We start from the raw sequence: 26942 nt of genomic DNA, 5'->3' as shown, positions 1-26942 counted from the left end.
GAGTGTCCAAGACACGCCGCACGCCGGAGCCCACTCGCGGCATGTCCTGGACACTCAACCTGTGTCACGACGCCACTCGGCGTCGAACCCTGCGCCGCCGGCCCGCGTCACTCGACCCGCCTCACGACGCCGCACGGCCGCGAACCCGAACCCACACGCACACGCACACGAGTGTCCAAGACACGCCGCATGCCGAAGCCCCTCCCCGGCGTGTCCTGGACACTCGACGCACTCGCCACCCCAGCGCTCAGCCCGAGCTCACCGCAGCAGCATCGCCCTCCCGGGTTCGCGCAGCACCCAGGCGACGTCGGTGAGGAACCCGGCCGCCTCGGCGCCGTCGACGAGACGGTGGTCGAACGACAGGCTGAGCGTCAGCACGTCGCGCAGCGCGATCTCGCCGTGGTGCTCCCACGGCGTGCGGCGAACGGCCCCGACGGCGAGGATCCCGGCCTCCCCCGGGTTGAGGATCGGGGTGCCGGCATCCACGCCGAACACGCCCACGTTGGTGATCGAGAACGTGCCGCCCGTCATCGCCGCCGGCGAGGTGCGCCCGGCCCGCGCGGTGGCGGCGAGTTCCGCGATCGCGTCGGCGAGGTCGACGAGGTCGAGGCCGTCGGCATCCGGGATCACCGGCACCACCAGCCCGCGCTCGGTCGCCGCGGCGATGCCGAGGCCGACGTAGTGGTGCTCGACGATCTCACCCGCCGCCTCGTCCCACCGCGCGTTCAGCGCGGGCGTGCGCCCGAGGGCGAGGCATACGGCCTTCGCGACGATCGCGAGTACTCCGATGCGGTGACCGTCGAGGGCGCGATCGTGCTTGAGGGATGCCAGCAACTCCGTCGTCGCGGTGACGTCGACCGTGAGGAAGGTCGTCGCGTGCGGAGCGGTGAAGGCGCTGCGCACCATCGCCGCGGCGGTGTGCTTGCGCACTCCGCGGATCGGCGTGCGGGTCTCGCGCGCGCCGGGAGACGAGGCCGGGGGGACCGTCGACGTGGGAGTGGAGGCGAGGGAGGAGTCCGCTCGTGCGGCGTACTCCTCGACGTGCGTGCGCGTGACCGCTTCACCGGGGTGAGCGGCGGCGACGAGCACGAGATCGACGCCCAGGTCTTTCGCGAGCTTGCGCACGGGCGGTGTCGAGCGCGGACGCTCCATCGGCAGATCGATGGGGCCCGTGCGCAGCACGTCGTGCGGGGCGGCTTCGCGCACCGCGGTGTCGACGGCGGCGTCGGCGTCGAGGGTCGCGGTGACGCCGCGCGCTCGCCGCCGGGGGCGACCGCCCGACGACGGAGCCGCGCCGTAGCCCACCAGGTTCGGGGTCGCGCGGGCGGCGATGTCGTCGGCGGGAGCCTCGACGGGCGCCTCGACGACGGTCTCGACGGCCCGGCCCTCGGCGGCGGCGGGGGCGTCGGGCTCATCGTCGGCCCCCGCCACGGCGAAGGACACCAGCGGTGCCCCCACGGCCACGACGTCGCCGGCGGCGGCGTGCAACCCCTGCACGGTGCCCGCGTACGGCGAGGGGATCTCGACGATGGCCTTGGCCGTCTCGACCTCGGCGATGGTCTGGTTGAGGGTGACGTCGTCGCCCTCCGCCACGTGCCACTGCACGATCTCGGCCTCGGGCAGTCCCTCACCGAGGTCGGGCAGCAGGAACTCGGCGATCATCGGACACCCCCGTCGACGCGGACTCCGGCGGGGGTCGCGGCAGCTGTGACCGCACCCGTCCCGCGATCGAGCACCCGGTCCACCGCGTGCAGGATGCGATCCAGGTCGGGCACGTGGTGCTTCTCGAGCTTCGACGGCGGGTAGGGGATGTCGTGGCCGGTGACCCGCATCGGCGGCGCCTCGAGGTACTCGAAGCACTGCTCGGTGATGCTCGCCACCAGCTCCGCACCGAGACCTGCCTCGCGGGCGGCTTCGTGGGTGACGACGACCCGGCCGGTCTTGCGCACCGACGCCGCGATCGTGTTCAGATCGAGGGGCGACAGAGAACGCAGGTCGACGACCTCGAGTGAGATCCCCTCGTCTTCCGCGGCGAGCGCGGCATCGAGTGCCGTCCGCACCTGCGCGCCGTAGGTGACGATCGTCGCGTCGGTGCCCTCGCGGGCGATGCGGGCGAGGTGCATGGGCGGGGCGTCCGAGAGGTCGGCGTCCAGGTCGACCTCGCCCTTGGAGTGGTAGAGACGCTTGGGTTCGAAGAAGATGACCGGATCATCGGATGCCACGGCCTGCTGCAGCATGACGTATGCGTCCTGCGGGTTGCTGGCGGCCACGACGCGGAGCCCCGCGGTGTGCACGAAGTACGCCTCGGGAGACTCGGAGTGGTGCTCGGCGGCGCCCACGCCCCCGGCCCACGGGATGCGGATGACCAGCGGCATCCGGATCCGCCCGTTGCTTCGGTAGTGCAGCTTCGCGACCTGGCAGACGATCTGGTCGAACGCGGGGTAGACGAAACCGTCGAACTGGATCTCGACGACGGGCCGGTAGCCGCGTAGGGCGAGTCCGACGGCGGTACCGACGATGCCCGCCTCGGCCAGCGGGGTGTCGACGACGCGCTGCGCGCCGAAGCGCTTCTGCAGGCCGTCGGTCACACGGAAGACCCCGCCGAGCTTGCCGATGTCCTCGCCCATGAGCAGCACCTTGTCATCGCTCTCGAGAGCTTCGGACAGGCCGGCGTTGATGGCGGCACCGAGGGTGAGGGCGGTCATCGCGACACCTCGAATCCGGCGAGGTACTGCGCGTACTCCGCTTTCTGTTGCGCGAGCCCCGCGTGCGGCTCGGCGTAGACGTGGTCGAAGATCGTCTCGGGTGCCCGGGTGGTAGCTCCGATGCACGCGGCGCGCACCTCGGCGGCGAGGGCGTCGGCGGCACGGGCGACCTCGGCGAGGCCGCCGTCGTCGAGCATCCCCTCGGCGCGCAGGTACGCCTCGAGCCGGGCGATGGGGTCGCGCTCCGCCCAAGCCTCGACCTCGCCCGGTTCCCGGTACCGGGTGGGGTCGTCGCTGGTGGTGTGCGGGCCCATGCGGTAGGTCACGGCTTCGATGAACGAGGGTCCCTCCCCGCGGCGCGCGCGGTCGAGCGCCCACCGCATCGCCGCGACGCAGGCGAGCGCGTCGTTGCCGTCGATCCGCAGGCTCGGGATGCCGAACCCCGGCGCCCGTCCCGCGAGGGGGAACTCGGACTGCACGGTGACGGGCTCGGAGATCGCCCACTGGTTGTTCGAGCAGACGAACACCACGGGGGCGCGGAACGACGAGGCGAACACCATGGCCTCGTTCACGTCGCCTTGGCTCGTGGCCCCGTCGCCGTAATACGCGACGGCGACGTCGGTGGAGCCGTCGCGCTGCGCACCCATCGCCCACCCGGTCGCGTGCAGCGACTGGGCTCCGATGATGATCTGGGGCGGGGCGGCGTTGATGGTCGTGTGGTCGTAGGCCGAGTGCTCCTCGCCGCGCCAGGCGAGCACGTAGTCGGCGGGCTGGGCGCCGCGGCCGAGGAGCACACCGTGCTCGCGGTAGCTCGGGAAGACGAAGTCGCCCGGGGCGAGGGCGTGCGCGGTTCCGACCTGCGTGGCCTCCTGTCCGCGACACGGGGCCCAGAGCGCCAGCTGCCCCTGGCGTTGCAGGGCGACGCCCTCGGCATCGAGGCGGCGGGTGAGGACCATGTCGCGGTGGAGGGCCCGCAGCTCGTGCGGAGACAGGTCGCTCACCCAGGGATCGAGCGTCGGCTCGGCAACGCGGGTCCCATCCGATTCCAGGAGCCGCAGGGCGTCCTCATCCTCGTGGTGGCGCGCTCTTCCGATCGAAGAATCCTGCGTCTGGGTGTACGTCATCGTCATCCCTCCAGGTGCGGCCGGGGCCCCTCGTGGGAGCGTCGGCGGTCCGGGTGCCGGCAGCGTCGCCGACGAGGCCGACCGTACGCGCGGAATGCACCCCGCTCAAGACCTCGCCGTCATATTGAGCACACTGCCCATTGCGAACGGTCGCACCGCTGCTAATGTTTCGCAGCATGAGCAAGCTCGACGCGGTCGACCTCGACCTCCTCCGCGCCCTCGCCGCCGATCCGCGGGCCACCGTCGTGGCACTCGCCGAGAAGCTCGGCCTCTCGCGCAACACCGTGCAGGCGCGCATGAGCCGCCTCGAACGCGGCGGGGTGTTCCTGTCCTACGAGCGCACGCTGTCGGCCGAGGCCCTGGGCTTCCCGATCGAGGCGTTCCTGCAGGTGACCGTGCGCCAGGCCGAGTTGCCGGCGATCCGCGCGGAGCTCGCGAAAGTACCCGAGGTGCTGCAGGCCCACGGCCTCAGCGGCCAGGTCGACCTTCTCGTGCGCGTCGCCTGCCGCGACACGCAGCACCTCTTCGACACCGACGCGCGCATCCTCGCGATCGAGGGCGTCGAGCGCACCGAGACCTCGCTCGTGATGGGCGAGGTCATCGGCTACCGCGTGGGTCCGCTCATGCAGCTGGCGCGCGAGGACATCTAGGTCGGGGGCGGGCGGGTCAGGCTGCGTTCACGCGCCGGCCCCACACCGCCGCACCGCCCTACGGCGACGGCACCACCGGGATACTCGCCGTCTCGGCGCTCCGCTCGGCCGGACTCGCGGCATCCAATCGCACGAGCACGACCCCGACCAGGATCAACGCTCCGCCGACGAACTGGATCGGGGCGGGCGTCTCACCGAGCAGCAGCCACGCGAAGCCCAGGGCGAAGAGCACCTCGCTGAGCCCGACGAACGACGCCAGCCGCGACCCGATGAGCGGCACCGCGATCACCCCGAGCGCGTACCCCACGGTGGTGGCGACCGCGCCGACCCACAGCAGGGGCAGGATGCCGGGGAGCTCCAGCCCCGCCAGCGTCACCGTGATCGACGGCGCGGCGAACGGCAGCACCCCAGTGCCGACGAGCACGCCCATGAGCAGCGTGCCGGTGAGCAGGCCGCCCGCGGCGAGGGCGAGCGGGGGGAGGTCGTCGCCCGCGCGTCCGGCGATGACGAAGTACGCCGCCGCGCAGACGGCCGCACACAGTGCGAAGATCGTGCCGAGTAGGTCGAACCGGGCTCCGCTGATGTCGACCACCAGCACCAGACCGGCCATCGCGACGACCGAGCCGATCAGTACCGCTCTCGACGGCGCACGGCGCGTGCGCACCCAGACGGCGATGACGATCAGCACGGGGGCGAGGTACTGGATGAGCAGTGCCACGGCGACGGGCATGCGCTGCATGGCGGCGAAGTAGAACAGCTGGCACCCGGCGACGGCGGTGAGACCGAACGAGACGATCAGCAGGCCGTGACGGCGCAGGAACCCGCGTTGCCGTCGGATCGCGAGCAGGAGCGCCGGCGAGAGCAGCAGGGCGGCGACGCCCATGCGCACGAGCAGCACCGCGCCCAGCGACCACCCGCCGTCGAGCAGCGGCTTCACGAACGGACCGCTGGAGGAGAAGGCGAGGGCCGAGGCGACCGCGATCGCGAGGCCGGTGACGGCGCTGGATCCGCGATGCGTGGGGCGCGGGAGGGTGACGGACGACGTGGTCATGCGATGCCTGCTGTCAGGAGTGAAGAACGTTTACACTCGTGACAGTACGACCTCGACATGTCAGGAGTCAACGTGATCTTCATTCGTGACACGGAGCTCGTGCTGCGCGCCGCCGTGGAGCTCGTCAACACCCTGCCGCAGACCGACACCAGCGGTGCCGACACGCTCACCGACGTGTCCGACCTCGAGGCCTTCATCGAGCGGCACGGGTACACCGGATCCCGCACCCGCGACGCGGGCGAGCTCGCCGCCGTCCGCGGCATCCGGGGACGTCTGCTGCCCCTCTGGAGCGTCGACCGCGACGCAGCGGTGCCCCTCGTGAACGCGATGCTCGCCGACGGCCGCGCCCTTCCTCAGCTCGTTCGGCACGACGGGCTCGACTGGCACATCCACGCGAGCGACCCGGCGGATCCGCTGGCCACGCGCATCCTCGTCGAGACGGCGCTCGCCTTCGTCGATGTGATCCGCGCGGATGAGTACGGGCGCGTGCGGGTGTGCGACGCCGACGACTGCGACGGCGTGTACGTCGATTTCTCGAAGAACGGCTCGAAGCGCTATTGCGACGCCGGCAACTGCGGCAACCGCATGAACGTCAACGCGTACCGAAAGCGCAAGGCCGACGCGCCGGCCTGACACCGCGCAGCCCCGTCGACGAGGCGCCCACCGAAGCGCACGGCCGCCGCCGGCCTGACACACCGCGCGGCCCCGTCGACGAAGCGGCCGCAGAACCCCAGCATCCCTGCGCCTAGGCGAGGAACTCCCGAATCGCGGATGCCGCCGCCCGGGGCGTCTCGTAGTGGATGAGGTGCCCGACCTCGGGGATCTCGACCAGCTCGGCGTTCGGAAAGAGCGTCGCGAGGTGCCGCTCGGCCTCGATCGGCGTGATGTCGTCTTTCTCGGCGGCGATGAGCAGCGTCGGCTGCGCGATGCGCGGCGCGAAGGCCCGCACGTCGTGCGACACGCTCGTCACGAACGCCTCGTGCAGCACGTCGCGATCGGCGAACCGCGAGAAGTACTCGTCGTGCTGCTCGTGCACGAAGCGACGCAGTGCGGGGTCGCGCGTCTTCGCCATGGCGTTGCTCATCACGCGCACGATGATCCCGTTGCGCAGCAGCCCCTCGCCCACGGGGCGCGGCAGCTTCGCTCCGGCGAGGTAGTAGAAGACGGCGAGACGCGTGAGGACCCCCCGCGGCCCCTCGAGCGCGGGCGCGCCGATCGGGTTCACCAGGATCAGTTTCGGGGTGGAGAGCCCCCCGGCGACCGCGGCCGACGCGACGATGGATCCGAACGAGTGGCCGAGCACGACGGCATCCGGAGCGACGGATTCGACGAACTGCCGCAGCCACTCGGCGTACGTGTCGAGGTCGTGCGCGTACCCGACGAGAGGGGCGGTCTCACCGAAGCCGGGGAGATCGGGCGAGATGACCCGGATGCCGGGCAGATGCGCCACGACCGGATCGAGCCCGTGATGCTCGCCGCGGAACCCGTGCACCGCCACGATCGTCGTCTCGGCCGTGTCGTCGCCGTAGACCCAGTAGGCCGTGGTTCCACCGAGCAGGGCGACCTCGCGCCGCACGACGGGGATCTCGGCGAGCTGCGCGGCATAGGGGTTCGGCATCCGTGAAGTCTACGAGCAGGGTCCGACATCGCCGTGCCGGGCGGAGCGGGCGCGGGCGCCGGACCCCGTGACTCCGGCCTCTTCGCTTTCGGGCCTGCGCGCCTCGGCGGCCATGTCGGAGCCCCGCTCTACCGTGGGCGCATGACCCTGTGGCAGGCCGAGCCGCTCCCGCTCTTCCAGACTCCCGAGTGGACGCGTGTCGTCGGCGTCTTCGACCTCGAGACCACCGGTGTCGACGTCGTGAACGACCGCATCGTCACCGCGCACGTCGGTGTGCTCGACGCCGACGGGCAGGTGGTCGACGCCCGCGATTGGCTGGCCGATCCCGGCATCGAGATCCCCGCGGGTGCGGCCGCGATCCACGGCGTGACCACCGCGCACGCGCGCGCCGAGGGAGACCCCGCCCCGCGCGTGGTGGCCGAGGTCGTCGAAGCGCTCGGCGCGCTGTTCGCCGCCGGCATCCCCGTCGTCGCCTACAACGCCCCGTTCGATTTCTCGATGCTCAAGTACGAGGCCCTGCGCCACGGTGTCGAGCCCATCCACTCCCCCGCGCCCGTGATCGACCCGCTCGTCGTCGACAAGACGTACGACCGGTACCGGCGCGGCAAGCGCACGCTGTCGGTCGTCGCCGAGCACTACGCCGTACCGCTCGAATCCGCCCACGAGGCCTGCGCCGACGCGGTCGCCGCGGGCCGTCTCGCCCTGGCCCTCGCCGAGAAGTTCGGCCCCTGGATGCCACCCACCCTCGACGAACTGCACACCCGCCAGATCGCCTGGGCCCGCGCGCAAGCGGCGAGCCTCAGCGAATACTTCGTGAAGATCGGCCGGCTGGATGCCACGGCTGCGCCGCTCGATGGGGCGTGGCCGATCCGCTGAGGTGAGGTTCTCTTCGCGGCGGGGCGTGGCCGATCCCTGAGGTGTGGCTTCCTTCGCGACGCGGCACAGCCGGTCCGCTGATCTGCGGCTGCTCCGCTCGGTGGGGCCGGGCCGGTCCGTTGGTGTGCGGCTCTCTTTGCGACGGGGCATGGCCGATCCCATGACCTGCGCCTGCGTCGCTCGGTGGGGCGGGCCGGCCCGTTGGTGTGCGGCTCTCTTCGCGACGCGGCCAGGCGGATCCGCTGACGCCGAGTCTGACTACTCCGGGGCCATCCGGCATCCGTCCCCACGCGCGGCGCCCGTCCCCGGGCCAATGTCGGAGGTCCCCGATACCGTTCTCCCATGACCCGAACCGCACGTCCCGCTCACCGGCCGACGCCGGTGTTCCGGGCGTGCGACGGGGTTCCGTGGCCGACCGACGACGAACTCGACCTGGATGCCGAGTGGGCAGCGTTGCGCGAGTGCGGCGACGTCGAGTGGTGGACGGATGCCGCGCCCGAACCCACCGATGAAGACGCGCCCCTCGAGCTCCAGAGCCCGCACGATCGGGGTCACGGCGCGGTCGATGCGGCCTCCGACCTCGACGCGCGGCTGGGGCATCTCGAGACCGTCGTGAGCGAGCGCCAGCGGGCGACCGCCGAGGAGTACCGGCTGATTCTCACGGTCCTCGACGACGCGGCGTTCGACCCGGCGCCCTGGGTCGGGCCCGACCCCACGCTCGACCGCGCCTGGATCGACGCCCGTGGGCGGACGCCCCGAGCCGTGCGGCGCGACCGCGTCGACCTCGCGGAACGCGCCGCCGTCGCCGAGATCGCGGTGCGGCTGCACCTCTCGGAGCAGACCGTGCGAACGCGCGCCGCCCACGCACGCACGCTTGTCGGCGGTTGTCCGCAGCTCTGGGCGGCGTTCGGCGACGGTCGCATATCCGAGAAGCACGCCGTCGACGCGGCTCGCCTGGCGTCGACCCTCCCCGCGGGCGATACGGCGGCCTTCCATCGCTTCGACGATGAGGCGTGCGCCCGGGCGCTCGTCCTCCCACCCGCGAAGTTCTTCGTCGCGGCGAGGGCGGTGCGCGAGCGCGTCCACGCCGAGTCCCTCGACACCCGGCACCGTCGCGCCGCAGACGACCGTGCCGTATGGATGACGCCCGAGCTCGACGGCATGGCCACGCTGCACGCGCTCCTGCCCGCCGATCGGGCGAGAGCCGTGATGTCCACGCTCGATCAGGCGGCCCGTCACCTCCGCTCGCGCGACGACGAAGACCGCACGCTGGCGCAGTTGCGAGCGGATGCGTTCGCCGACCTCGTCACGACGACGGGCGATGAGGCGCCCGCTCCCGCTGAGGGTGCGACGACGGCCACCGAGGCGGCGCGCCCGGCCGGCGCGCCGACGTCAGGGACAGCACCCCGCACCTTCCGCGCGGCTCCCCCGGCGACCGTCGTCGTCACCATTCCCGCTCTCACCCTTCTCGGTGCCGACAGCGAGCCCGCGACCTTGGAGGGCTACGGCCCCATCGACCTCGACACGGCCCGGCGGCTGGCCGGCACCGCCACATCGTGGATCCGGCTCCTCACCCACCCCGTCACCGGGGCGCCACTGGTTCTCGACCGCAAGACCTATCGCGTTCCCGCCGCGCTGCGGCGGTGGCTCGGCGTCACCTCACCCACCTGCGTCTTCCCCGGCTGCGGCCGAGCGGCCCGAGACTGCGACATCGACCACCTCACCGCCTGGGCCGACGGCGGAACCACCGACGACGACAACCTCGACCCGAAGTGCCGACATCACCATCGCCTGCGCCACGAGTCGCGATGGGACATCGCGCATACGACCGGCGTGCCCACGGCCTGGACGTCTCCCCTCGGCGGCACCTACGGCACCGATCCCCCGCCGTTCTAGGAACGGCGCCTATCGCGCATCACCCCCGACCCCGCCGACCCCGCCCCCGAGGCTGCGAGTCGCACACACCACCCCCGCCCTCCCGCGAAACCGTGAGTCACGCGCATCACCCCCGCCCCGCCCGCGAGGCCGCCGGTCGCACACCTCACCCCGTCCCACCCGAGTAGCCGCGAGTCGCGCAGATCACCCCCGCCCGCCCGCACGGCCGCCAGTCGCACACACCACCCCCGCGTCGCCCGCGAGGCCGCGAGTCCCCCGTACCTCCCTGCCAGACTGTCCCCGTGACCTGCCGCATCGCCACCGTCCAGGCTGAAGCCCTTCCCGGCGCGCTCGAGCGCAACGTCGCTCGTGCCGCCCGCTTCGTCGCCGAGGGCTCCGCCCAGGGAGCCGACGTCGTCGTCTTCCCCGAGGCGTTCCTCACCGGGTACGACGAGACCGTCTTCGCGGGCGCCCTGCCGCACCTCGACGACCTCGCCTGGCTGCACCCGCTGCAGAGCGCCGTCGACGAGGCCGGCGTCATCGCCGTCGTGAACACCGCGCTCCAGGTCGGCGAGCACCGCACTCTCACCGACCTGCTGATCGCCCCCGGTCGGGCCCCTCACCCCGCGTACGCCAAGCAGCACCTGCACGCACCCGAGAGGGCGATCTTCACCCCGGGAACACATGGATACTCCTTCGAGGTCGGCGGCGTCGAGCTCGCCCTGTCGGTCTGCTACGACGCGAACTTCCCCGAGCACGCGGCCGCCGCGGCCGCCGCAGGGGCCACCGTCTACCTCAACAGCGGAGCGTACTTCCCCGGTGGCGAACGCCGTCGCGACCTGCACCTGGCCGCACGCGCGCTCGACAATGGCATCTACGTCGTCTACAGCGGTCTCGTCGGAGCCCCGAGCGACTTCATCGGCGGCTCGGCGATCTTCGACCCCCTCGGCCGCCGCATCGCCGACGTCACCGAACGCGAGGGACTGGCCATCGCCGACATCGATCCCGCCCTCGTGGATGCCGTCCGCGGCGACCAGCGGATGTGGACCGACCGGCGCGCCGACCTGGGTGCGTACGAACGGTCAGGCTCGCTCGTGCTGCACGGCTAGCTCGCACCCACGGCTAGCTCGCCCCACACAACTAGCTCGCACCGCACCACTCCTCGCTCGCGCCCAACGACTCCGCGCTCGCACCGCACGCCTCCCCCGCCGCGCCGTGTTGACGAGCGCGAAAAAAGCCCCCCGTCCCGAAGGACGAGGGGCTTTCGCGACGGATCCGTGGGGATCAACGACCGCCGAAGTTCTTGAAGCGCTGGTTGAACTTCTCGACGCGACCGGCCGAGTCCATGATGCGCTGCTTACCCGTGTAGAAGGGGTGCGAGGCCGACGAGATTTCCACGTCGATGACGGGGTACTCCACGCCGTCGAGCTCGATCGTCTTGTCGCTCGAGACCGTCGAACGGGTCAGGAAGGTGTCGCCCGAACCGAGGTCGCGGAAGACGACGGCCTTGTACGTGGGGTGGATGTCAGTCTGCATGGGAGGTCCTTTGAGAAGTGGTGCCCTGGATTCTGCCAGGACGTCAAAGTCGGCGGCGCCGTAGGCACCAACGGAAGAGTCTACCAGGCCCGCGCGCGAACGCCGGTCGCGCTCAGACCGCGCGCGCCGCGTAGCGGCCGGCTTCGTGCGTCAGCGTGATGTTGAGCCCGAACGTCGACGAGAGGTTCTCGGCGGTGAGGGCCTCGTCGAGGGGTCCGGATGCCACGACCTCGCCGTCGCGCAACAGCAGCACGTGCGTGAATCCGACGGGGATTTCCTCGACGTGATGCGTCACCATCACCATGGCGGGCGTCGTGGGCGCCTGCGCGTATCCCGACAGCAGCGCGAGCAGTTCCTCGCGCGCGCCGAGGTCGAGGCTGGCCGTGGGCTCGTCGAGCAGCAGCAGTTCGGGGTCGGTCATGACGGCGCGGGCGATCTGCACGCGCTTCTGCTCGCCGTCGCTGAGCGTGCCGAACGTGCGGTCGGCGAGGTGGTCGAGCTTCCACTCGGCGAGCACCCGCAGCGCGCGTCGCTCGTCGATGTCGTCGTAGTCCTCGCGCCAGCGCCCCACGACCGAGAACGCGGCGGTGAGCACCACGTCGAGCACGCTCTCCTCGGGCGGAACGCGGCGGGCCATCGCCGACGAGGCGAAACCGATGCGCGGACGCAACTCGAACACGTCGGTGCGCCCGAGCTGCTCGCCGAGAATCGTGACGGAGCCCGAGGTGGGATGCAGGAGCGTGTCGGCGAGCTGCAGCACCGTGGTCTTGCCGGCGCCGTTCGGTCCGAGGACGACCCAGCGCTCGTCATCCGAGACCGTCCAGTCGAGGTGGGACACGATGTCCCGACCGTTGCGGCGGACGACGACATCGGAGAATTCGAGCACCTGCGGCATGGGGCTAGCCTACTGGCCCCGACCCGCCGGGCCGGGTGCGACGCGGCCCGCGCGGCGAGGCGCCACGGCACCGCGAGGCCCGCGACCTCGGCGTACCGCGCGCACCCGACGGCGCCGATCCGCTACTTCCCCGCCACCTCCGCGTACAGCGCCGCCGTGGTCTCGGCGATCGCCGCCCAGCTGAAGTCGTCGATGGCGCGCTGGCGACCGGCCTGTCCGTAGGCGCGGGCGGTCTCGGCATCCGTCACCACCTCGGTGAGCACGCGGGCCAGGTCGTCGACGAAGCGCTCGGGGTCGACGGGCGTGCCCGTGCCGTCCTGCACCTGCTCGATGGGCACGAGACGGCCGGTGACGCCGTCGACGACGACCTCGGGGATCCCCCCGGTGGCCGTGCCGACGACCGCGGCACCGCACGCCATGGCCTCGAGGTTCACGATGCCCAGCGGCTCGTAGACCGAGGGGCACACGAACGTCGTCGCCGAGGTGAGGATCGCGCACAGCTCGCCCCGCGGCAGAAGTCGGTCGATCCAGACGACGCCGTCGCGCGTGGCCTGCAGTCCGCGCACGAGCTCCTGCACCTCGGCCATGATCTGCGGGGTGTCGGGCGCCCCCGCGCACAGCACCAGCTGCACCTCGGGGGGCAGCTGCTCCGCAGCGCGCAGCAGGTAGGGCAGCCCCTTCTGACGGGTGATGCGTCCGACGAACACGACCGAGGGCCGCGCGGGGTCGATGCCGACCGACGACAGGAACGCGTCGTCCGACACCGGATGCCACGACTCGGTGTCGATGCCGTTGTAGATCACGCGCACCTTGGCGGGGTCGAGAGCGGGGTAGCTGCGCAGGATGTCGTCGCGCATACCCGAACTCACCGCGACGACCGCGGCGGCTCCCTCGTACGCGGTCTTCTCGATGTAGCTCGACACGGCGTAGCCGCCGCCGAGCTGCTCGGCCTTCCACGGGCGCAGCGGCTCGAGGCTGTGCGCGGTGACGATGTGCGGGATGCCGTGCAGCAGCGACGCGAGGTGTCCGGCGAAGTTCGCGTACCAGGTGTGCGAGTGCACGACGTCGGCGCCGGCGATGTCGGAGACGATCTCGAGGTCGGTGCCGAGCGTCTGGATCGCCCCGTTCGCGGAGGAGAGCTCCGCCGGGACGCCGTACGACGTCGTGTCGTTCTCGTCGCGCGCCGCACCGAACGCGCGGACCTGCACCTCGGTGCCCTCGGCACGCAGCGCGCGCACCAGTTCGGTGGCGTGGACACCCGCACCGCCGTAGATCTCCGGCGGGTATTCCTTGGTCACGATGTCGACGCGCATGACACGAACGGTAGTACACCCGTCAAGCGACGCGCCGCGTGTAGTCGCGGGAGTTTTCGACCCCTAGTGTGGTGCCATGCCTGCAGCGCCGAAGGTCTTCGGAATCATCCTCGCCGGCGGCGAGGGAAAGCGTCTCATGCCCCTCACGGCCGACCGCGCGAAACCCGCCGTGCCGTTCGGTGGCCAGTACCGCCTGATCGACTTCGCCATCTCCAACCTCATCAACTCGGGGTTGCGTCAGCTGGTCGTGCTCACGCAGTACAAATCGCACAGCCTCGACCGCCACATCTCGCAAACCTGGCGCATGTCGCCGATGCTGAACGCCTACGTGGCGTCGGTGCCGGCGCAGCAGCGTCTCGGCAAGCGATGGTTCTCGGGTTCGGCCGACGCGATCCTGCAGTCGATGAACCTCATCCGCGATGAGAAGCCCGACATCGTGGCGGTCATCGGTGCCGACCACGTGTACCGCATGGACTTCAAGCAGATGCTCGACGCCCACATCGCCTCCGACGCGCGCGCCACGGTGGCCGGCATCCGTCAGCCCATCGGGCTCGCGAACCAGTTCGGCGTGATCGACACCGACCCGACCGACCCCACGAAGATCCGCGCGTTCCTCGAGAAGCCGCAGAACCCCACGGGTCTCGCCGACGCCCCGCACGAGGTGCTCGCGTCGATGGGCAACTACATCTTCGACGCCGATGCGCTGGTCGAAGCCGTCACGCACGACGGTGAGCTGCCGACCTCGGCGCACGACATGGGCGGCGACATCGTGCCCTGGTTCGTCGACCGCGGCGAAGCGGCCGTCTACGACTTCCAGCGCAACGACGTTCCGGGCTCCACGCCGCGCGACCGCTCGTACTGGCGCGACGTGGGCACGATCGAGTCGTTCTACGACGCCCACATGGACCTGATCTCGACCCTGCCGATCTTCAACCTGTACAACACCGACTGGCCGATCTACTCGCAGACGTTCAACGCCCCGCCGGCGAAGTTCGTGCGCGACTCGGTCGGACGCATCGGCAACGCGATCGACTCGATCGTCTCGCTCGGTTCGGTGCTCTCGGGCACCCACCTCGAGCGCAGCGTCGTCGGCCCCTGGGCCCTCGCGGGTGGCGGCTCGACCATCACCGACTCGGTGCTCTTCGACAGCGTGCAGGTCGGCGCGGGAGCCCGCATCCACCGCGCGATCCTCGACAAGAACGTCGTGCTCGAACCCGGCGCCACCATCGGCGTCGACCGCGAACGCGACCTGGCCCGCGGCTTCACCGTCACCGAGACGGGCATCACCGTCGTCGGCAAGGACGTGCACGTCCACGCGTGAGCGTGATCCAGACCCGGATGCCGGGATCCTGGATGCCGGAAGGGGCGGTGACCGCGATGGTCACCGCCCCTTCCGCGTTCCTATGGGGCGACGCTCAGACGCCCACGCGCGCGAACGCGTCGCGGCTGATGCCCTTGTCGAGCACGACCCTTGACCACTCGCGGGCGCTGTGCAGACTGTGGTCGCGGTAGTTGCCACAGCTGAACGCGTCGGTGCCGGGCACGTCATCCCACTGCACGTCTTCGGCGATCGCGCGCAGCGAGCCCGTGATGGCCTCGACGAGGTCGGCGACCGCCGGCTCGCCCCACATGATGACGTGGAAGCCGGTGCGGCATCCGAACGGCGAGATGTCGATGAGACCCTCGATGCGGTCGCGCACGAGGCTCGCGAGCAGGTGCTCGATCGTGTGGAGCCCCGCCGTGGGGATCTCCTGCTCGTTCGGCTGCACGAGGCGCAGGTCGAAGTTGGAGATGACGTCGCCGCGCGGGCCCGACTCGGTGCCGATCAGGCGCACGTAGGGCGCCAGCACGGCGGTGTGATCCAGGGTGAAGCTCTCGACATCGGCCATGGAGGGTCCCTTCTGAGGGGTTCGGGGTACCGCGAAAGCCTACGCGGCGATGCCGGTGACGGCACCGCGCGTGACGCCGCGCGACGCGGGACCCGCGGTCCGACCCGCTAGGGTCGAGCGCGTGCCTGCGCCCGCCCGATTCCTCGTCGTGCTCGATGCCGACTCCACCCTGATCCGCAACGAGGTCATCGAACTCCTCGCCGACGAAGCCGGCCGAGGCGCCGAGGTGGCCGCGGCGACCGAGGCCGCGATGCGCGGCGAGGTCGACTTCGCCACGAGCCTGCGCTCGCGGGTCACCGCCCTCACGGGCGTGCCGACCGAGGCCTTCGCCCGGGCGATCGCCCGCATCGAACCCACGCCCGGCGTGCGCGAACTCATCGCCGCCGTGCACGAGCGCGGTGGGGTCGTCGGCGTCGTGTCGGGCGGGTTCCACGAGGTGCTCGACACCGTCGCCCCCGACCTGGGAGTCGACGTCTGGCGCGCCAACCGGCTCGTCACCGCCGACGGCGCGCTCACCGGCGAGGTCGACGGCGCGATCGTGGATGCCACGGCGAAGGCCGAGACGCTGCGCGCCTGGGCGGCGGAACACGACGTGCCCCTCTCGCTCACCTTCGCGATCGGCGACGGCGCGAACGACCTCGAGATGATGGCGACCGCGGGCCTGGGTCTGGCGTTCAACGCCAAGCCCGCCGTGCGCGAGCGCGCCGACCTCGTGATCGGCGACGTCGACCTGGCCCAGGTCATCGCGCTGCTGCCGCGCTGACGCAACGGGGCTCACACCCGCCCGCGTGATCCCGCCTGCGGGCGATCGACGAGGTGAGCGAGCCCCTCGACGGCACCGGGCTCCGGCTCACCGCGCCCCGCGTCCGGTCGCCCCTGGCCGATGTCGGTGGGCCGTCCTACCCTCGAGGCATGGAGATCGTCCTCGTTCCCGGGCTCTGGCTCACCGCGTCGTCCTGGGACACGGTCGCCGACCACCTCACCCGCTCCGGTCACCGTCCGCGAGCTCTCACCCTGCCGGGCGTGGGCATCGGCGCGAGCGGTTCCGCGCACCTCGGTATCGCCGACTGGATCGCCGACGTCACCCGCGTGATCGATCAGGGCGACGAGCCGGTCGTCCTCGTCGGGCACTCCGGAGGAGGCAACGTCGTCTGGGGTGCGGCCGACGCACGCCCCGAGCGCGTCGCACGCGTCATCCTCGTCGACACGTTCGCTCCCACCGACGGCGCGGGGATCTGGGAGTTCGCAGTCGTCGACGGCGTCGTGCCCTTCCCCGGCTGGGCCTCGTTCGACGAGGTCGAGGTCGCCGACCTCGACGTCGACGCGCGCCGGCGAGCCGACGACGAGATGCTTTCCGTTCCGGCACGTATCCCCACCGACCCGATCTCGCTCCACGACGATCGCCGTCACGGCATCCCGGTCACCGTCGTGACGTGCACCCTGTCGGCCGATGACCTGCGCGCGACGCTCGCCGGGTCACCTCCGTGGGCAGCCGAGATGAACGCGATCGACGACCTCGAGATCGTCGAGTTGCCCGGCGGTCACTGGCCGCAGTTCGCTCAGCCGCATGCGCTGGCGAGCGCGATCGACGCGGCGATCCGCTGAGGGGCCGGCCGATACCAACTCGGGACGGGGTCGATCGTCGCGCGACGGGGGTCCTGTCTCGTCAGTGCCCCATGCCGAGGCCGCCGTCGACCGGGATCACGGCGCCCGAGATGTAGGCGGCGTCATCGCCGGCGAGCCAGGTGACGACACCGGCGACCTCGTCGGGAGAGGCGAAGCGCCCCGCGGGGATGCTCTTCTTGTAGTCGGCCTGCGTGTCGGCCGGAAGCTCGGCCGTCATGTCTGTCTCGATGAAGCCCGGAGCGACGACGTTCGCGGTGATCCCGCGCCCCCCGAGCTCGCGCGTGAGTGAGCGGGCGAAACCGACGAGGGCGCTCTTCGACGCCGCGTAGTTGATCTGACCGGCCGAACCGTACAGTCCGACGACGCTGGAGATGAGGATGACGCGGCCCCACCGTGCCTTCAGCATGCCCTTCGAGGCACGCTTGACCACGCGGAACGCTCCCCCGAGGTTCGTGTTGACGACGCTGTCGAAGTCGTCTTCGGTCATGCGCAGCAGCAGAGTGTCCTTGGTGACGCCGGCGTTGGCCACGACCACGGCGATCGGTCCGAGCTCGGCCTCCACCCGCGAGAAGGCGGCGTCCACGGCGGCGGCGTCGGTGACGTCGGCGCGCACCGTGAGAGTGCCCTCGGGGCCCTCGCCCGAGCGGGCGGTGACGGCGACGCGCCACCCCTCCGCGACGAACCGCTCGGCGATGGCACGACCGATGCCCCGGTTTCCACCGGTGACGACGACGACGCGGTCCTGAGACATGGGTGAGACTCCTGCGCTTGCGAGGGACGGAACCGACTCAGCCTACCGAGGCTGACGTCCGAGCCGTGGAGCGCGGGCTCGGGGCTCGGGCTCGAAGCGCGGCCGCGGAGCACGGGCACCGGCTCGGAGCACGGCACCCACGACGACGGGCGCGGGGGAACCCGATGCCACCCGTCCGCGCGCCCCCACCGCACCGCCGCCCGCCTCCCGCGAGCCCCGGAGGTTTGACACGGCCCGAGCGGCGCTGGAACTCTGGAGCGACGCACGATGAAAGGGACCCCGTGAGCGACGACCGCACGACCGACCCGAACCAGCCCGCCGGTTCGTCCGACGCCAGCGCCGACGCCTCCGGCGTGCCGGTGTCGCCGTACGCTCCCCCGACGGGCGACCCCTCGCCCGGCGCGAGCCCGTTCGACGGCGGCGACGCCGTCTCGAGCGACGGTGCCCCGTCGGCATCCGGTACGGCTCCCGAGGCCCCGGCAGCCCCGGCTCCGGCCCCCGGTGCCGCTCCCGAGGCGCCGTACGGGTCCGCCCCCGCCGCCCCGGCGTACGGTGCTCCCGCCACCCCGCCCTACGACGTGGCGGGCGACGCGGCATCCACCTCCGGCGCACCGGCCTACGGCGCCCCCGCGTACGGAGCCCCGGCGTACGACTCCCCCTCCGGTGCACCCGCGTACGACCAGGCGACCGCGGCCTACGGTGCGCCCGCCTACGGCTACGGCTACGCCGCAGCGCGCACCAACACCCTCGCGATCGTCTCGTTCATCGCGTCGTTGGCCGGGGTGTTCGTGCTGCCGGTCATCGGCCAGATCGCCGGGGTGGTGATGGGGCACATCTCGCTCTCGCAGATCAAGTCCCGGGGAGAGAAGGGCCGCGGCCTCGCCCTGGCCGGCGTGATCATCGGTTACGCCACGCTCGCCCTCGGCGTGCTGGCCATCATCGCGTTCGCGATCTTCATCGGAGCGCTCGCGAGCGCACCCGGGTCGCGGTACTCCTGAGACCGCAGCGCCTCGCGCCGACGGCACGGGGAGGGCGGCGACGCGCTTGTCACGACGTCGAACAGACGTGGCATCCCCTCACCCCGTGCCGTCGCGACGGGCGTACTGTGGTCTCACTGTGAAGACACCGTCCCGTGCGCAATCCGCGACGTCGCTCCCGAAGGCACCCCGGGACGACGCCGACTCCCGTTTCACCAAGTACATGGTGATGATGGGGATCCGCATCGCGTGCTTCATCGCGATGGCCGTCATCACTCCCTACGGTTGGTACACCTTCGTGTTCGCCGCGGGGGCGATCTTCCTGCCCTACCTCGCCGTCATCGTGGCGAACGTCGGCCAGGATGCCGCACCGACCACCGCGATCAACCCCGAACGCGCCATCGACGCACCGCGGGCGGCTGCGCCGACGCCGGCTCCCGCCGCCGACGAGCCGCTCGTCATCCGCATCGCCGAGAGCCCGCGTCTCGCCCCGCCGCGCGACGACCGGTCGTGACCGAGGCCGCCGCCGAGTGCTCGCGGGCCGGATGCCGTGACACCGCCGTCTGGGTCATCGGCTGGCGCAATCCCCGCATCCATGCCGCCGACCGCAGGAAGACCTGGGTCGCCTGCGACGCCCACGTGGGCTACCTCCGCGAGTTCCTCCACGCCCGGGACTTTCCCGTCGACGTCGCCGCCCTCGCTCAAGACGCGCGATGAACTCGCGCACGCCGCCGATCGACGTACGCTGGAAGGCGTGGCCGAAAGCTTGCAGGTGAGCGCGCGCGAGACGCGGCAGAGGGACGGTGCGGCGTGAGCGCCCGCGAGACCCCCGCAGCCGCGCGCTGGGCCATGTACGTCGGCGTGGCGATCCTGTTCGCGATCGCATGCGCCTTCCTGTCGAACTGGCAGTTCTCGCGCAACGCCGAGCGCAGCGAACAGCTCGAGCTCGTGGCGAACAACTACGACGCCGCCCCGGTCGCCCTGGGCGATCTGCTCGCGCCCGGCGCGGAACTCACCCCCTCCGACGAGTGGCGGCCCGTACGCCTCGAGGGGCGGTACCTCGCCGACGAAGAGCTCCTCGTGCGCAACCGCGCCCACGGCGGCTCCGCCGCCTACGAGCAGCTCGTGCCCTTCCGCCTCGACGACGGACGCACGCTGCTCGTCGACCGCGGATGGCTCCCGCCCGGCAACAGCCAGTCGCTCCCCGACGACATCCCCGACCCGCCGTCCGGTGAGGTGACCGTCGAGGTCCGCCTCCGCCCCGGCGAGGCCGCCCCCACGTCGGGCCGCACCGCGGAAGCCGGCCAGGTTCCCACCATCAACCTCGGCCTGGTCGCCGAGCAGACAGGCCCCCTCGAGCCCGGCGCGTACGGACTGCTGATGTCCGAGACCCCCGCCCCGGCCACCGCGCCGCTGACGGTCGACCCCCCGAGCAACGATCCCGGCCCCTACCTGTCGTACGCGATCCAGTGGATCCTCTTCGCCCTCATGGGCTTCGGGTTCATCACCTACGTGATCGTGAGCGAACGGCGCCTGCGCCGAGAGGATGCCGAAGACGACGATGACGACGTCGTTCCCGCCGCCGCGCCCGTGCGCGCCGGCGAGGGCCGCCGCCGCGTCGACCCGGTCGCCCTGCACCGCTCGCGCAAGCTCCCCCGCGACCGCGATGCCGACGACGAGGACGCCCTGCTCGACGCGCGGTGAGGCAGCGACCTCGATCGTGCCGCGCGCCGGCACGTGCGGTGCAGAGGCGCGGTCTACTTCTGCAGCTCGAACGTCCGAAGCTGTAGCCAGAGGGCCAGCCGCGAGGCCGGATCCTCGAGGGGGAGGGCGAACTGCTCCGCGGCGCGGCGCACGCGGTACCGGAGCGTGTTGGGATGCACCCCCAGTCGCGCGGCCGCGGCGCGCACGTCACCGTGCTCCTCGAACCACACCAGCAGCGTGCGCCGGTAGTCGGTGCCCTGCTGTTCGTCGTTGTCGAGCAGAGCGAGGATGCCGGGAGACAGCAGCCGCGCATCCGCGGCGAATTCGTCGCGCACGCGCTGCAGGAGCACCCGCTCCCGGACGTCGTCGAGGCGCCCCACGCGCGGGAGCTCCGGGTCGGACGACAGTTCTCTCAGGATCTCGTCGATCTCACGGCGAGCGGCGACCAGGTCGGCGACACCGTCGATCGCCCCGGCGACCCCCGCGCGCACCTGATCGCGGAAGCTGCGAGCCAAGGCCGCGACGCCCTGCTGAGCGAGGCGCAGGGCGGCCTTCTCCCCGCCGTCGGGCACGAGCACGTACACCGCCGACGGAGTGTCCACGAGGCCTGCGTCGGGGCGGAACGTGGCCACGAAGCGTGAGAGTGCGTGCGAGAGATACGGCAGGATCGTCAGCCACTCGGCGCCGACGCGCGAGGCGGCGAAGCCCACCAACCCCGGGCGAGCCCCGGGCGAGAGTGCCAGGCGGCGCTGCGTCTCGCGATCGCTCCACCGGCCCTCCAGAGCGCCGCCCACGACATCGGCACGCAGATGGAGCCTCACCTCGTCGTTGGTGCGACGCCGCAGCATGTGCAGCGCCGCCAGGCTCGCCGCCTCGCGGAGGGTGCGCTCACCCGCCTCGCTCACCCCACCGGGGGGATCGATCACCCAGATCGACCCGAGCGCGCGCGTCCCTGCCGTGACGGCCAGGGCTGTGCGAGCCAACGCGTCGTCGACCTCGGGGAAGTGCACCACGCCCGCAGCGGCGAACAGGGCGCGGTACCGCTCGATGTTGTGGGCGACATCCGGCACCCGGCGACCCAGGATGCCCTCCTCGCGGAGCCGGTCGAGGAGGTGCCCCTCGATCACGGAGTAGGCGACCACGCTGCGATCGAGATCCTCGATCGCGACGGCACCGCCGATGCCGGCGGCCGCCGCGTTGGCGAGCGCGAACAAGGTGTCCGGCGCCGACCGCGTGCCGTCGACGGCGCTGGATCCCAACGCGGATTCGAGCACCGACACCACATGCTGCCAGGCGGCGGCGTCATCGACGGCGAGAAGGACCACCCCGTGGCGAGCGGCCCTCTCGACGGCGGCCTCCACGTCGAGCCCACGCACCTTGACCGCCACGCCCGGGCAGCCCCGCTCCGCGGCGTGGGCGAGCAACGCCTCGAGATCGTCGTCCACCCGCGCGGCGGGCACCAGGAGCAGCGCTTGGGCGACGTCGGGAAGCGGGTCGCTCGGATCGTGCAGCACGATTCGCGCGACGACCGCCGCACCGCCCGCCCCGCTGCCGTGCCCCTCGCCGAGGGGGTGCAGCATCGCTGGTCCCACGCGAGCGAGAAGGGTGTCGAGGGTCGATGACTCCTCGCCGTCGGGAATGAGTCGATCGGCTAACGGCATGCCGTGATCTTAGGCCGATCCGACACACCGCCCCGCACGCCCACTCTTTAGCGTGAGAGGTGTCCTGCCCCACCCGTAGAACGAGAGCGAGAACCCCCGTGGCTTCCTTCCGCACCGCCTCCCCGATCGCCGGCTCCGTGGCCGTCGGCGCCGTACTCCTGCTGACCCTGGCAGGGTGCGCCGCCCCGAATACGGCCGCCCCCACGCCCGGCATGAGCGCCGCGCCGCTGGCATCCCTGGTCCCCGCCGAATTCAGCGACGGCATCAATGTCGCGAGCGGCATCTACGCCCCCATGGTGACGCGCTCGGACACCGGCGAGTGGGGAGGCTTCGACTACGACCTCGGGCAGGCGATGTCCGCCCAGCTCGGCGTGCCCTTCACCTTCGAGGTTCAGGACTTCACCAGCATCATTCCGTCACTGCAGTCCCAGAAGCACGACATCATCATGTTCGGCATGAACGACACCGCCAAGCGCCGGGAGGTGCTCGACTTCGTCGACTACTTCGAAGCAGGCCTCGCGATCATGGTCGAGAAGGGCAACCCCGCCGGGATCACCTCGATGAGCGACCTCTGCGGAAAGAGCGTCGCCGTGGCCAAGGGCACCACCCAGGCCGATTTCGTCGCCGCCGAATCGGCGAAATGCGCCAGCGGCGCCATCACCTCGATCGAGCTGCCGACCGAGAACGACGCCATCCTCGCCGTGAAGTCCGGCCAGGCCGTCGCCGACGTCTTCGATGCCGCTCCTGCCGCGTACGCCGCGCAGACCAGCGGCGACGGCGACGACTTCGAGGTCGTCCACGACCCGGCGAACCCCGCCGGCTACGGTGTCGTGTTCACCGGCATCGGGGTCCTGAAAGAGAACTCCGCGCTCACCTCCGCCCTCGAGGCCGCTCTGCAGGCGGTCATCGACGACGGGACGTACACGACGCTGCTGCAGAAGTACGACCTCGGCGACTACGCCGTCCCCGCCGCCACCGTCAACGGCACCCTGCAGTGACGACCACCCTTTCGACGAACGACGACGTCGTCGCGACCCCCGTGCGGCATCCGCTGCGCTGGGTCGCGGCGACGGCCGTCGCCCTGCTGTTCGTCGCCTTCGCCGTCTCGGTCTGGGGCAACGACAACATCGAGCACGACGTCATCGAGAAGTACCTCTTCGCGACGCCGATCCTCGAGGGCGTCGTCACCACCATCGTCCTCACCGCCTGCTCGATGCTGCTGGCCGTGTCGTTGGCGGTCGTGCTCGCGGTGATGCGCCAGTCGGCCAACCCCGTGCTGCGCACGTTCTCCTGGCTGTACACCTGGTTCTTCCGCGGCACGCCGCTGCTGGTGCAGATCGTGTTCTGGGGCTACCTCGGACTCCTCTTCCAGGACATCACCCTCGGCATCCCGTTCACCGACGTGGTGATCTTCACCGCGCCCACGAGCACGGTCATCACCCCCTTCATCGCCGGCGTGCTCGCCCTGGGACTCAACGAGGCCGCCTACGCCTCGGAGATCGTCCGCGCCGGCCTGCTGTCGGTCGATCGCGGCAACCGCGAGGCGGCGCTGTCGCTCGGAATGAGCGAGGCGGCCACCATGCGGCGCATCGTGCTCCCGCAGGCGATGCGCGTCATCATCCCGCCGATGGGCAACGAGACCATCTCGATGCTCAAGAACAGCGCCCTGCTCGAGCTCATCGCCGTGCAGGAGCTGTACACCCGCGCGACCGACATCTCGGCCCAGAACCTCCGGCAGGTGGAACTGCTCGTGGTCGTGGCGGTGTGGTACCTCATCCTGACCTCGATCCTGTCCATCCCCCAGTACTACCTGGAGCGCCGTTACGGCCGAGGGATCGGCAGGATCCTGCCGCCCACCCCGCGCCAGCGGGCCTTCGACCTCGCCGACCGGGTGATCGCGCGCCTGCGCCGACGAAAGGAGACGACCCCGTGACCACCACTCCCTCCCCCACCCGGACCCTCGTCGACGCACGACAGGTGCGCAAGAGCTTCGGCACGCACCGCGTGCTCGACGGCATCGACCTGCGCGTCGACCAGGGAAGCGTCGCGTGCCTGCTCGGTCCGTCCGGCTCGGGCAAATCGACGTTCCTCCGCTGCATCAACCACCTCGAATCCATCGACGGCGGGCGCATCCTCGTCGACGGCGAACTGATCGGCTACCGCGAGCACCGCGGCGGACTGCGCGAGATGCGTCCGCGCGAAGTGGCGGTGCAACGCCGGAGCATCGGAATGGTGTTCCAGCGCTTCCACCTGTTCCCCCACCTGACGGCGCGGGAGAACATCATCGAGGCACCGATGCGGGTGGCCGGCCGACGCCGTGCCGACGCCCTGGTCGACGCGCGCGAACTCCTCGACCGCGTGGGTTTGGCCGATCACGCCGACCACTACCCGGCGCAGCTCTCGGGCGGTCAGCAGCAGCGCGTGGCGATCGCGCGGGCCCTCGCCATGCGCCCGCAGCTCATGCTGTTCGACGAGCCGACCTCGGCGCTCGATCCCGAGCTGGTCGGCGACGTCCTCGGCGTGATGCGCGACCTCGCACGCGACGGGATGACGATGATCGTGGTGACCCACGAGATCGGATTCGCCCGCGAGGTCGCCGACACGGTGGTGTTCATGGATGCGGGGGTCGTGGTCGAAGCCGGCACCCCCGACGAGGTGATCGGCGCGCCGCGTCACGAACGCACCCGCGCGTTCATCGAGAGCGTCCTGTGAGTGCCCCCTCGACGCTCCCCGGCCTCGCCGCTGCCGATCGGGCCTGGGGCGAGGCGTCCACTCGCTCCGGCGTTCGCGTGCGAGCGGTGACGGATGCCGAGGGGGCCCGCGCCGCGATGCAGCTCATCGGCGACGTCTGGGGACCCGACAACCGCATCGCCAGCACCGGACTCCTCGTCGCCCTCGCCCAGACCGGCAACCACGTCGCGCTCGCCGAGGACGACGAGGGCGTCGCGGGCGTCTGCGCGGGGTTCGTGCACGCCGACGATCCGACCGCGCTGCACTCGCACGTCGCGGCGACGCGGCCGGGTACCTCGGGACGCGGGATCGGCCTCACGCTCAAGCTCCAGCAGCGCGCCTGGGCTCTGCACCGGGGCATCCGGACGATCACATGGACCTTCGATCCCCTGGTGCGCCGCAACGCCCACTTCAACCTGACCCGTCTGGGTGCGCGCGGCGTGGCGTACCTGCCCGATCTCTACGGGCCCATGCAGGACACCCTCAACCGCGGCGAGCCCAGCGATCGCCTGCACGTGACGTGGGAGCTCTCCCACCCCGCAGCGGTGTCTTCGCCTCCGGGACCGGTGCCGAACGTGCTGTCGGAACGCGACGGCTCTCCCGTCGTCGTCCCCCTGCCCGCCCGGGGATACGGAGTGGTCGTGATCCCCGCCGACATCGAACGTCTGCGCTCCGTCGACCCGCGACGCGCCCACCGGTGGCGGCTCGCCGTGCGCACCGTTCTCACCACGGCGCTCGCCGAGGGCTGGCACATCGACGGCTTCCTCCGCGACCGCGGCTATCTCCTCCGAAAGGCATGACCGTGCACCTGTTGTCGCTCGACCTCCTGACCCTCCGTCTCCCCCTGGTGAGTCCCTTCCGCACCTCGTTCGGCGTGCAGACCGATCGCACGCCGATGCTCGTCCGCGTCGAAGCGGCGGTCGGCGCGCGCACCGTGATCGGGTGGGGCGAGTGCGTGGCTCTCCCCCGTCCCGTCTACTCGTCCGAGTTCCTCGACGGGGCGCGTCAGATCATCGCGAGCGAGATCGCGCCGGCCCTGCGGTCAGCGCAGACGAGCGGCATCGAGGTCACCGCCGAGAACGTCGGCGACCTCCTCGCGCCCATCCGGGGCCACCGCATGGCCAAGGCCGCGGTCGAGATGGCGGTGCTCGACGCACAGCTGCGCGCGAGCGACCGCTCGTTCGCGTCGTGGCTCGGCGTGACCGCGACCCGGGTGGCATCCGGGGTGTCGGTCGGCATCCAGGATTCCGTGCCGATGCTGCTCGACGTGGTCGGCGGGTATCTCGCCGAGGGGTACCGACGCGTCAAGCTGAAGATCGAGCCCGGGTGGGACGTCGAGCCCGTCCGGGCCGTCCGCGAACGCTTCGGCGACATCCCCCTGCAGGTCGACGCGAACACCGCGTACCGGCTGGGCGACGCGGCGCACCTGCGGCGGCTCGACGCCTTCGACCTCCTGCTCATCGAGCAGCCCCTGGCCGACGAGGATCTGCGCCAGCACTCCCTCCTGGCCCGACAGCTCCAGACCCCCGTCTGCCTCGACGAGTCGATCGTCTCGGCGGAGACGGCCGCGGATGCCATCGCGCTCGGCGCCTCGGCGATCATCAACGTCAAGCCGGGACGCGTCGGCGGCTACGTCGAAGCACGGCGGGTGCACGACGTCGCCCGGGCCCACGGGGTGCCGGTGTGGTGCGGCGGCATGCTCGAAACGGGCATCGGGCGGGCGGCGAACGCCGCGTTGGGGGGTCTTCCCGGCTTCACTCTGCCCGGCGACATCTCGGCATCCGACCGCTTCTACCGCGAGGACATCACCGCGCCCTTCGTCCTCGACGACGAGGGGTTCATCGCCATTCCCCGCGGGCCCGGGTTCGGCGTGGAGCCCGACGAGGATCGCGTCGCAGCGGCGCGGATCCACGCCCAGCGGGTCGATCTCTCGCACGGATGAACAGCGCGGATGAGCCGCG

28 protein-coding genes are annotated in these 26942 nt (G+C 71.4%); 17 read left to right on the top strand and 11 right to left on the bottom strand.

All coding sequences use genetic code 11. The annotated features are described in order from the left end of the window. Nucleotides 1–258: 258 nt before the first annotated feature. Genes ASF96_RS13745 through pdhA form a run of 3 tightly spaced genes read right to left on the bottom strand, consistent with a single transcriptional unit; the run spans nucleotide 259 to nucleotide 3829 of the window. Nucleotides 259–1662, bottom strand: coding sequence for a dihydrolipoamide acetyltransferase family protein (locus ASF96_RS13745; protein WP_055940121.1), 1404 nt, complete (start codon nucleotides 1660–1662; stop codon nucleotides 259–261). Continuing rightward, nucleotides 1659–2705 carry an alpha-ketoacid dehydrogenase subunit beta gene (locus ASF96_RS13740; protein WP_055837600.1) on the bottom strand — a complete coding sequence of 349 codons (1047 nt, stop codon included), beginning with the start codon at nucleotides 2703–2705 and terminating at the stop codon, nucleotides 1659–1661. Before ASF96_RS13740 ends, ASF96_RS13745 begins: the two co-directional genes overlap by 4 nt. Then, the gene (pdhA, locus tag ASF96_RS13735; RefSeq protein WP_055940424.1) at nucleotides 2702–3829 is read right to left on the bottom strand and encodes a pyruvate dehydrogenase (acetyl-transferring) E1 component subunit alpha; all 1128 of its coding nucleotides are present in this window, start codon (nucleotides 3827–3829) and stop codon (nucleotides 2702–2704) included. Before pdhA ends, ASF96_RS13740 begins: the two co-directional genes overlap by 4 nt. Before the next feature lie 176 nt (nucleotides 3830–4005). On the opposite strand from pdhA, the gene ASF96_RS13730 reads away from it, so the two are divergent. Then, nucleotides 4006–4479: an Lrp/AsnC family transcriptional regulator gene (locus ASF96_RS13730; RefSeq protein ID WP_055837611.1), complete on the top strand. Its 474-nt coding sequence runs from the start codon at nucleotides 4006–4008 to the stop codon at nucleotides 4477–4479. A 58-nt stretch (nucleotides 4480–4537) separates the two neighbouring features. Here the strand turns inward: ASF96_RS13730 and ASF96_RS13725 are convergent, their stop codons facing one another. Further along, nucleotides 4538–5530 carry an EamA family transporter gene (locus ASF96_RS13725; RefSeq protein ID WP_055940118.1) on the bottom strand — a complete coding sequence of 331 codons (993 nt, stop codon included), beginning with the start codon at nucleotides 5528–5530 and terminating at the stop codon, nucleotides 4538–4540. Nucleotides 5531–5602: 72 nt separating this feature from the next. Between ASF96_RS13725 and ASF96_RS13720 the strand changes: the two genes are divergently transcribed. Further along, the gene (locus ASF96_RS13720) at nucleotides 5603–6163 is read left to right on the top strand and encodes a CGNR zinc finger domain-containing protein (RefSeq protein WP_082509699.1); all 561 of its coding nucleotides are present in this window, start codon (nucleotides 5603–5605) and stop codon (nucleotides 6161–6163) included. A gap of 112 nt (nucleotides 6164–6275) precedes the next feature. Here ASF96_RS13720 and ASF96_RS13715 read toward each other — a convergent pair whose 3' ends face one another. Beyond that, complete coding sequence (locus ASF96_RS13715; protein WP_055940116.1) at nucleotides 6276–7148, bottom strand: alpha/beta fold hydrolase; 873 nt, start codon at nucleotides 7146–7148, stop codon at nucleotides 6276–6278. Between the two features lie 141 nt (nucleotides 7149–7289). Here ASF96_RS13715 and ASF96_RS13710 point away from each other — a divergent pair, with 141 nt between their 5' ends. The 3 genes from ASF96_RS13710 to ASF96_RS13700 all read left to right on the top strand — a co-directional run bounded on the left by ASF96_RS13710 (nucleotide 7290) and on the right by ASF96_RS13700 (nucleotide 11008). After that, nucleotides 7290–8024 carry an exonuclease domain-containing protein gene (locus ASF96_RS13710; RefSeq protein ID WP_055940114.1) on the top strand — a complete coding sequence of 245 codons (735 nt, stop codon included), beginning with the start codon at nucleotides 7290–7292 and terminating at the stop codon, nucleotides 8022–8024. Nucleotides 8025–8366: 342 nt separating this feature from the next. Then, nucleotides 8367–9920 (top strand): HNH endonuclease signature motif containing protein, encoded by a 1554-nt coding sequence (locus ASF96_RS13705; protein WP_082509697.1) that lies wholly within the window; start codon nucleotides 8367–8369, stop codon nucleotides 9918–9920. Between the two features lie 281 nt (nucleotides 9921–10201). Next, entirely contained in the window at nucleotides 10202–11008 is an 807-nt protein-coding gene (locus tag ASF96_RS13700; RefSeq protein ID WP_055940110.1) for a carbon-nitrogen hydrolase family protein, read from the top strand. A 175-nt stretch (nucleotides 11009–11183) separates the two neighbouring features. Here ASF96_RS13700 and ASF96_RS13695 read toward each other — a convergent pair whose 3' ends face one another. The 3 genes from ASF96_RS13695 to glgA form a co-directional block, all read right to left on the bottom strand. Further along, nucleotides 11184–11435 (bottom strand): type B 50S ribosomal protein L31, encoded by a 252-nt coding sequence (locus ASF96_RS13695; RefSeq protein WP_055837630.1) that lies wholly within the window; start codon nucleotides 11433–11435, stop codon nucleotides 11184–11186. 112 nt (nucleotides 11436–11547) lie between these two features. Next, nucleotides 11548–12330: an ABC transporter ATP-binding protein gene (locus ASF96_RS13690; protein WP_055940109.1), complete on the bottom strand. Its 783-nt coding sequence runs from the start codon at nucleotides 12328–12330 to the stop codon at nucleotides 11548–11550. Between the two features lie 122 nt (nucleotides 12331–12452). After that, nucleotides 12453–13643: a glycogen synthase gene (gene glgA / locus ASF96_RS13685; protein WP_055940107.1), complete on the bottom strand. Its 1191-nt coding sequence runs from the start codon at nucleotides 13641–13643 to the stop codon at nucleotides 12453–12455. 76 nt (nucleotides 13644–13719) lie between these two features. Between glgA and glgC the strand changes: the two genes are divergently transcribed. Further along, nucleotides 13720–14964 carry a glucose-1-phosphate adenylyltransferase gene (gene glgC, locus ASF96_RS13680; RefSeq protein ID WP_055837638.1) on the top strand — a complete coding sequence of 415 codons (1245 nt, stop codon included), beginning with the start codon at nucleotides 13720–13722 and terminating at the stop codon, nucleotides 14962–14964. 94 nt (nucleotides 14965–15058) lie between these two features. Here glgC and ASF96_RS13675 read toward each other — a convergent pair whose 3' ends face one another. Further along, nucleotides 15059–15532: an S-ribosylhomocysteine lyase gene (locus ASF96_RS13675; RefSeq protein ID WP_055940106.1), complete on the bottom strand. Its 474-nt coding sequence runs from the start codon at nucleotides 15530–15532 to the stop codon at nucleotides 15059–15061. A gap of 121 nt (nucleotides 15533–15653) precedes the next feature. On the opposite strand from ASF96_RS13675, the gene serB reads away from it, so the two are divergent. Both serB and ASF96_RS13665 read left to right on the top strand, forming a co-directional pair. After that, entirely contained in the window at nucleotides 15654–16295 is a 642-nt protein-coding gene (serB, locus tag ASF96_RS13670) for a phosphoserine phosphatase SerB (protein ID WP_055940104.1), read from the top strand. A 149-nt stretch (nucleotides 16296–16444) separates the two neighbouring features. Then, nucleotides 16445–17137, top strand: coding sequence for an alpha/beta fold hydrolase (locus ASF96_RS13665; protein WP_055940102.1), 693 nt, complete (start codon nucleotides 16445–16447; stop codon nucleotides 17135–17137). 61 nt (nucleotides 17138–17198) lie between these two features. Here the strand turns inward: ASF96_RS13665 and fabG are convergent, their stop codons facing one another. Beyond that, the gene (gene fabG, locus ASF96_RS13660; protein WP_055837650.1) at nucleotides 17199–17909 is read right to left on the bottom strand and encodes a 3-oxoacyl-ACP reductase FabG; all 711 of its coding nucleotides are present in this window, start codon (nucleotides 17907–17909) and stop codon (nucleotides 17199–17201) included. Nucleotides 17910–18190: 281 nt separating this feature from the next. Between fabG and ASF96_RS13655 the strand changes: the two genes are divergently transcribed. From ASF96_RS13655 to ASF96_RS13640, 4 genes are all read left to right on the top strand, one after another. Beyond that, the gene (locus ASF96_RS13655) at nucleotides 18191–18907 is read left to right on the top strand and encodes a DUF4190 domain-containing protein (protein WP_055940100.1); all 717 of its coding nucleotides are present in this window, start codon (nucleotides 18191–18193) and stop codon (nucleotides 18905–18907) included. Nucleotides 18908–19025: 118 nt separating this feature from the next. Beyond that, nucleotides 19026–19400, top strand: a complete 375-nt coding sequence (locus ASF96_RS13650) for a DUF3099 domain-containing protein (protein ID WP_082509693.1) — start codon at nucleotides 19026–19028, stop codon at nucleotides 19398–19400. Further along, entirely contained in the window at nucleotides 19397–19603 is a 207-nt protein-coding gene (locus ASF96_RS13645; RefSeq protein WP_055940098.1) for a hypothetical protein, read from the top strand. The genes ASF96_RS13650 and ASF96_RS13645 overlap by 4 nt, the downstream gene beginning before the upstream one ends. 132 nt (nucleotides 19604–19735) lie before the next feature. Next, nucleotides 19736–20590 carry an SURF1 family cytochrome oxidase biogenesis protein gene (locus tag ASF96_RS13640; protein WP_055940413.1) on the top strand — a complete coding sequence of 285 codons (855 nt, stop codon included), beginning with the start codon at nucleotides 19736–19738 and terminating at the stop codon, nucleotides 20588–20590. Between the two features lie 53 nt (nucleotides 20591–20643). Here ASF96_RS13640 and ASF96_RS13635 read toward each other — a convergent pair whose 3' ends face one another. Then, nucleotides 20644–22251, bottom strand: a complete 1608-nt coding sequence (locus tag ASF96_RS13635; RefSeq protein WP_156458871.1) for a PucR family transcriptional regulator — start codon at nucleotides 22249–22251, stop codon at nucleotides 20644–20646. Nucleotides 22252–22349: 98 nt separating this feature from the next. Between ASF96_RS13635 and ASF96_RS13630 the strand changes: the two genes are divergently transcribed. The 5 genes from ASF96_RS13630 to menC are packed head-to-tail and all read left to right on the top strand — an operon-like array spanning nucleotide 22350 to nucleotide 26923. After that, on the top strand, nucleotides 22350–23249 hold the full coding sequence (locus tag ASF96_RS13630; protein ID WP_055940094.1) for a transporter substrate-binding domain-containing protein: 900 nt from the start codon (nucleotides 22350–22352) through the stop codon (nucleotides 23247–23249). Next, nucleotides 23246–24184, top strand: coding sequence for an amino acid ABC transporter permease (locus tag ASF96_RS13625; RefSeq protein WP_055837664.1), 939 nt, complete (start codon nucleotides 23246–23248; stop codon nucleotides 24182–24184). The genes ASF96_RS13630 and ASF96_RS13625 overlap by 4 nt, the downstream gene beginning before the upstream one ends. Beyond that, on the top strand, nucleotides 24181–24963 hold the full coding sequence (locus tag ASF96_RS13620) for an amino acid ABC transporter ATP-binding protein (protein WP_055837667.1): 783 nt from the start codon (nucleotides 24181–24183) through the stop codon (nucleotides 24961–24963). Before ASF96_RS13625 ends, ASF96_RS13620 begins: the two co-directional genes overlap by 4 nt. Beyond that, nucleotides 24960–25781 (top strand): hypothetical protein, encoded by an 822-nt coding sequence (locus ASF96_RS13615; protein WP_055940092.1) that lies wholly within the window; start codon nucleotides 24960–24962, stop codon nucleotides 25779–25781. Before ASF96_RS13620 ends, ASF96_RS13615 begins: the two co-directional genes overlap by 4 nt. Then, nucleotides 25778–26923, top strand: a complete 1146-nt coding sequence (gene menC, locus ASF96_RS13610; RefSeq protein WP_235560614.1) for an o-succinylbenzoate synthase — start codon at nucleotides 25778–25780, stop codon at nucleotides 26921–26923. The genes ASF96_RS13615 and menC overlap by 4 nt, the downstream gene beginning before the upstream one ends. Nucleotides 26924–26942: the final 19 nt, after the last annotated feature.

The sequence above is a fragment of the Microbacterium sp. Leaf179 genome (assembly GCF_001423785.1).
GTDB lineage: Bacteria > Actinomycetota > Actinomycetes > Actinomycetales > Microbacteriaceae > Microbacterium.
This window is presented reverse-complemented; position numbering and strand designations above follow the sequence as displayed.

Bases quoted from the DNA above. Each gene is read 5' to 3' on its own strand.
- ASF96_RS13745 (WP_055940121.1), bottom strand. From the start codon at position 1,662: ATGATCGCCGAGTTCCTGCTGCCCGACCTCGGTGAGGGACTGCCCGAG.
- glgC (WP_055837638.1), top strand. From the start codon at position 13,720: ATGCCTGCAGCGCCGAAGGTCTTCGGAATCATCCTCGCCGGCGGCGAG.
- ASF96_RS13675 (WP_055940106.1), bottom strand. From the start codon at position 15,532: ATGGCCGATGTCGAGAGCTTCACCCTGGATCACACCGCCGTGCTGGCG.
- glgA (WP_055940107.1), bottom strand. From the start codon at position 13,643: ATGCGCGTCGACATCGTGACCAAGGAATACCCGCCGGAGATCTACGGC.
- fabG (WP_055837650.1), bottom strand. From the start codon at position 17,909: ATGTCTCAGGACCGCGTCGTCGTCGTCACCGGTGGAAACCGGGGCATC.
- ASF96_RS13740 (WP_055837600.1), bottom strand. From the start codon at position 2,705: ATGACCGCCCTCACCCTCGGTGCCGCCATCAACGCCGGCCTGTCCGAA.
- ASF96_RS13710 (WP_055940114.1), top strand. From the start codon at position 7,290: ATGACCCTGTGGCAGGCCGAGCCGCTCCCGCTCTTCCAGACTCCCGAG.
- ASF96_RS13715 (WP_055940116.1), bottom strand. From the start codon at position 7,148: ATGCCGAACCCCTATGCCGCGCAGCTCGCCGAGATCCCCGTCGTGCGG.
- ASF96_RS13665 (WP_055940102.1), top strand. From the start codon at position 16,445: ATGGAGATCGTCCTCGTTCCCGGGCTCTGGCTCACCGCGTCGTCCTGG.
- ASF96_RS13705 (WP_082509697.1), top strand. From the start codon at position 8,367: ATGACCCGAACCGCACGTCCCGCTCACCGGCCGACGCCGGTGTTCCGG.
- ASF96_RS13725 (WP_055940118.1), bottom strand. From the start codon at position 5,530: ATGACCACGTCGTCCGTCACCCTCCCGCGCCCCACGCATCGCGGATCC.
- ASF96_RS13690 (WP_055940109.1), bottom strand. From the start codon at position 12,330: ATGCCGCAGGTGCTCGAATTCTCCGATGTCGTCGTCCGCCGCAACGGT.
- ASF96_RS13695 (WP_055837630.1), bottom strand. From the start codon at position 11,435: ATGCAGACTGACATCCACCCCACGTACAAGGCCGTCGTCTTCCGCGAC.
- menC (WP_235560614.1), top strand. From the start codon at position 25,778: ATGACCGTGCACCTGTTGTCGCTCGACCTCCTGACCCTCCGTCTCCCC.
- pdhA (WP_055940424.1), bottom strand. From the start codon at position 3,829: ATGACGTACACCCAGACGCAGGATTCTTCGATCGGAAGAGCGCGCCAC.
- ASF96_RS13635 (WP_156458871.1), bottom strand. From the start codon at position 22,251: ATGCCGTTAGCCGATCGACTCATTCCCGACGGCGAGGAGTCATCGACC.
- ASF96_RS13730 (WP_055837611.1), top strand. From the start codon at position 4,006: ATGAGCAAGCTCGACGCGGTCGACCTCGACCTCCTCCGCGCCCTCGCC.
- ASF96_RS13640 (WP_055940413.1), top strand. From the start codon at position 19,736: ATGTACGTCGGCGTGGCGATCCTGTTCGCGATCGCATGCGCCTTCCTG.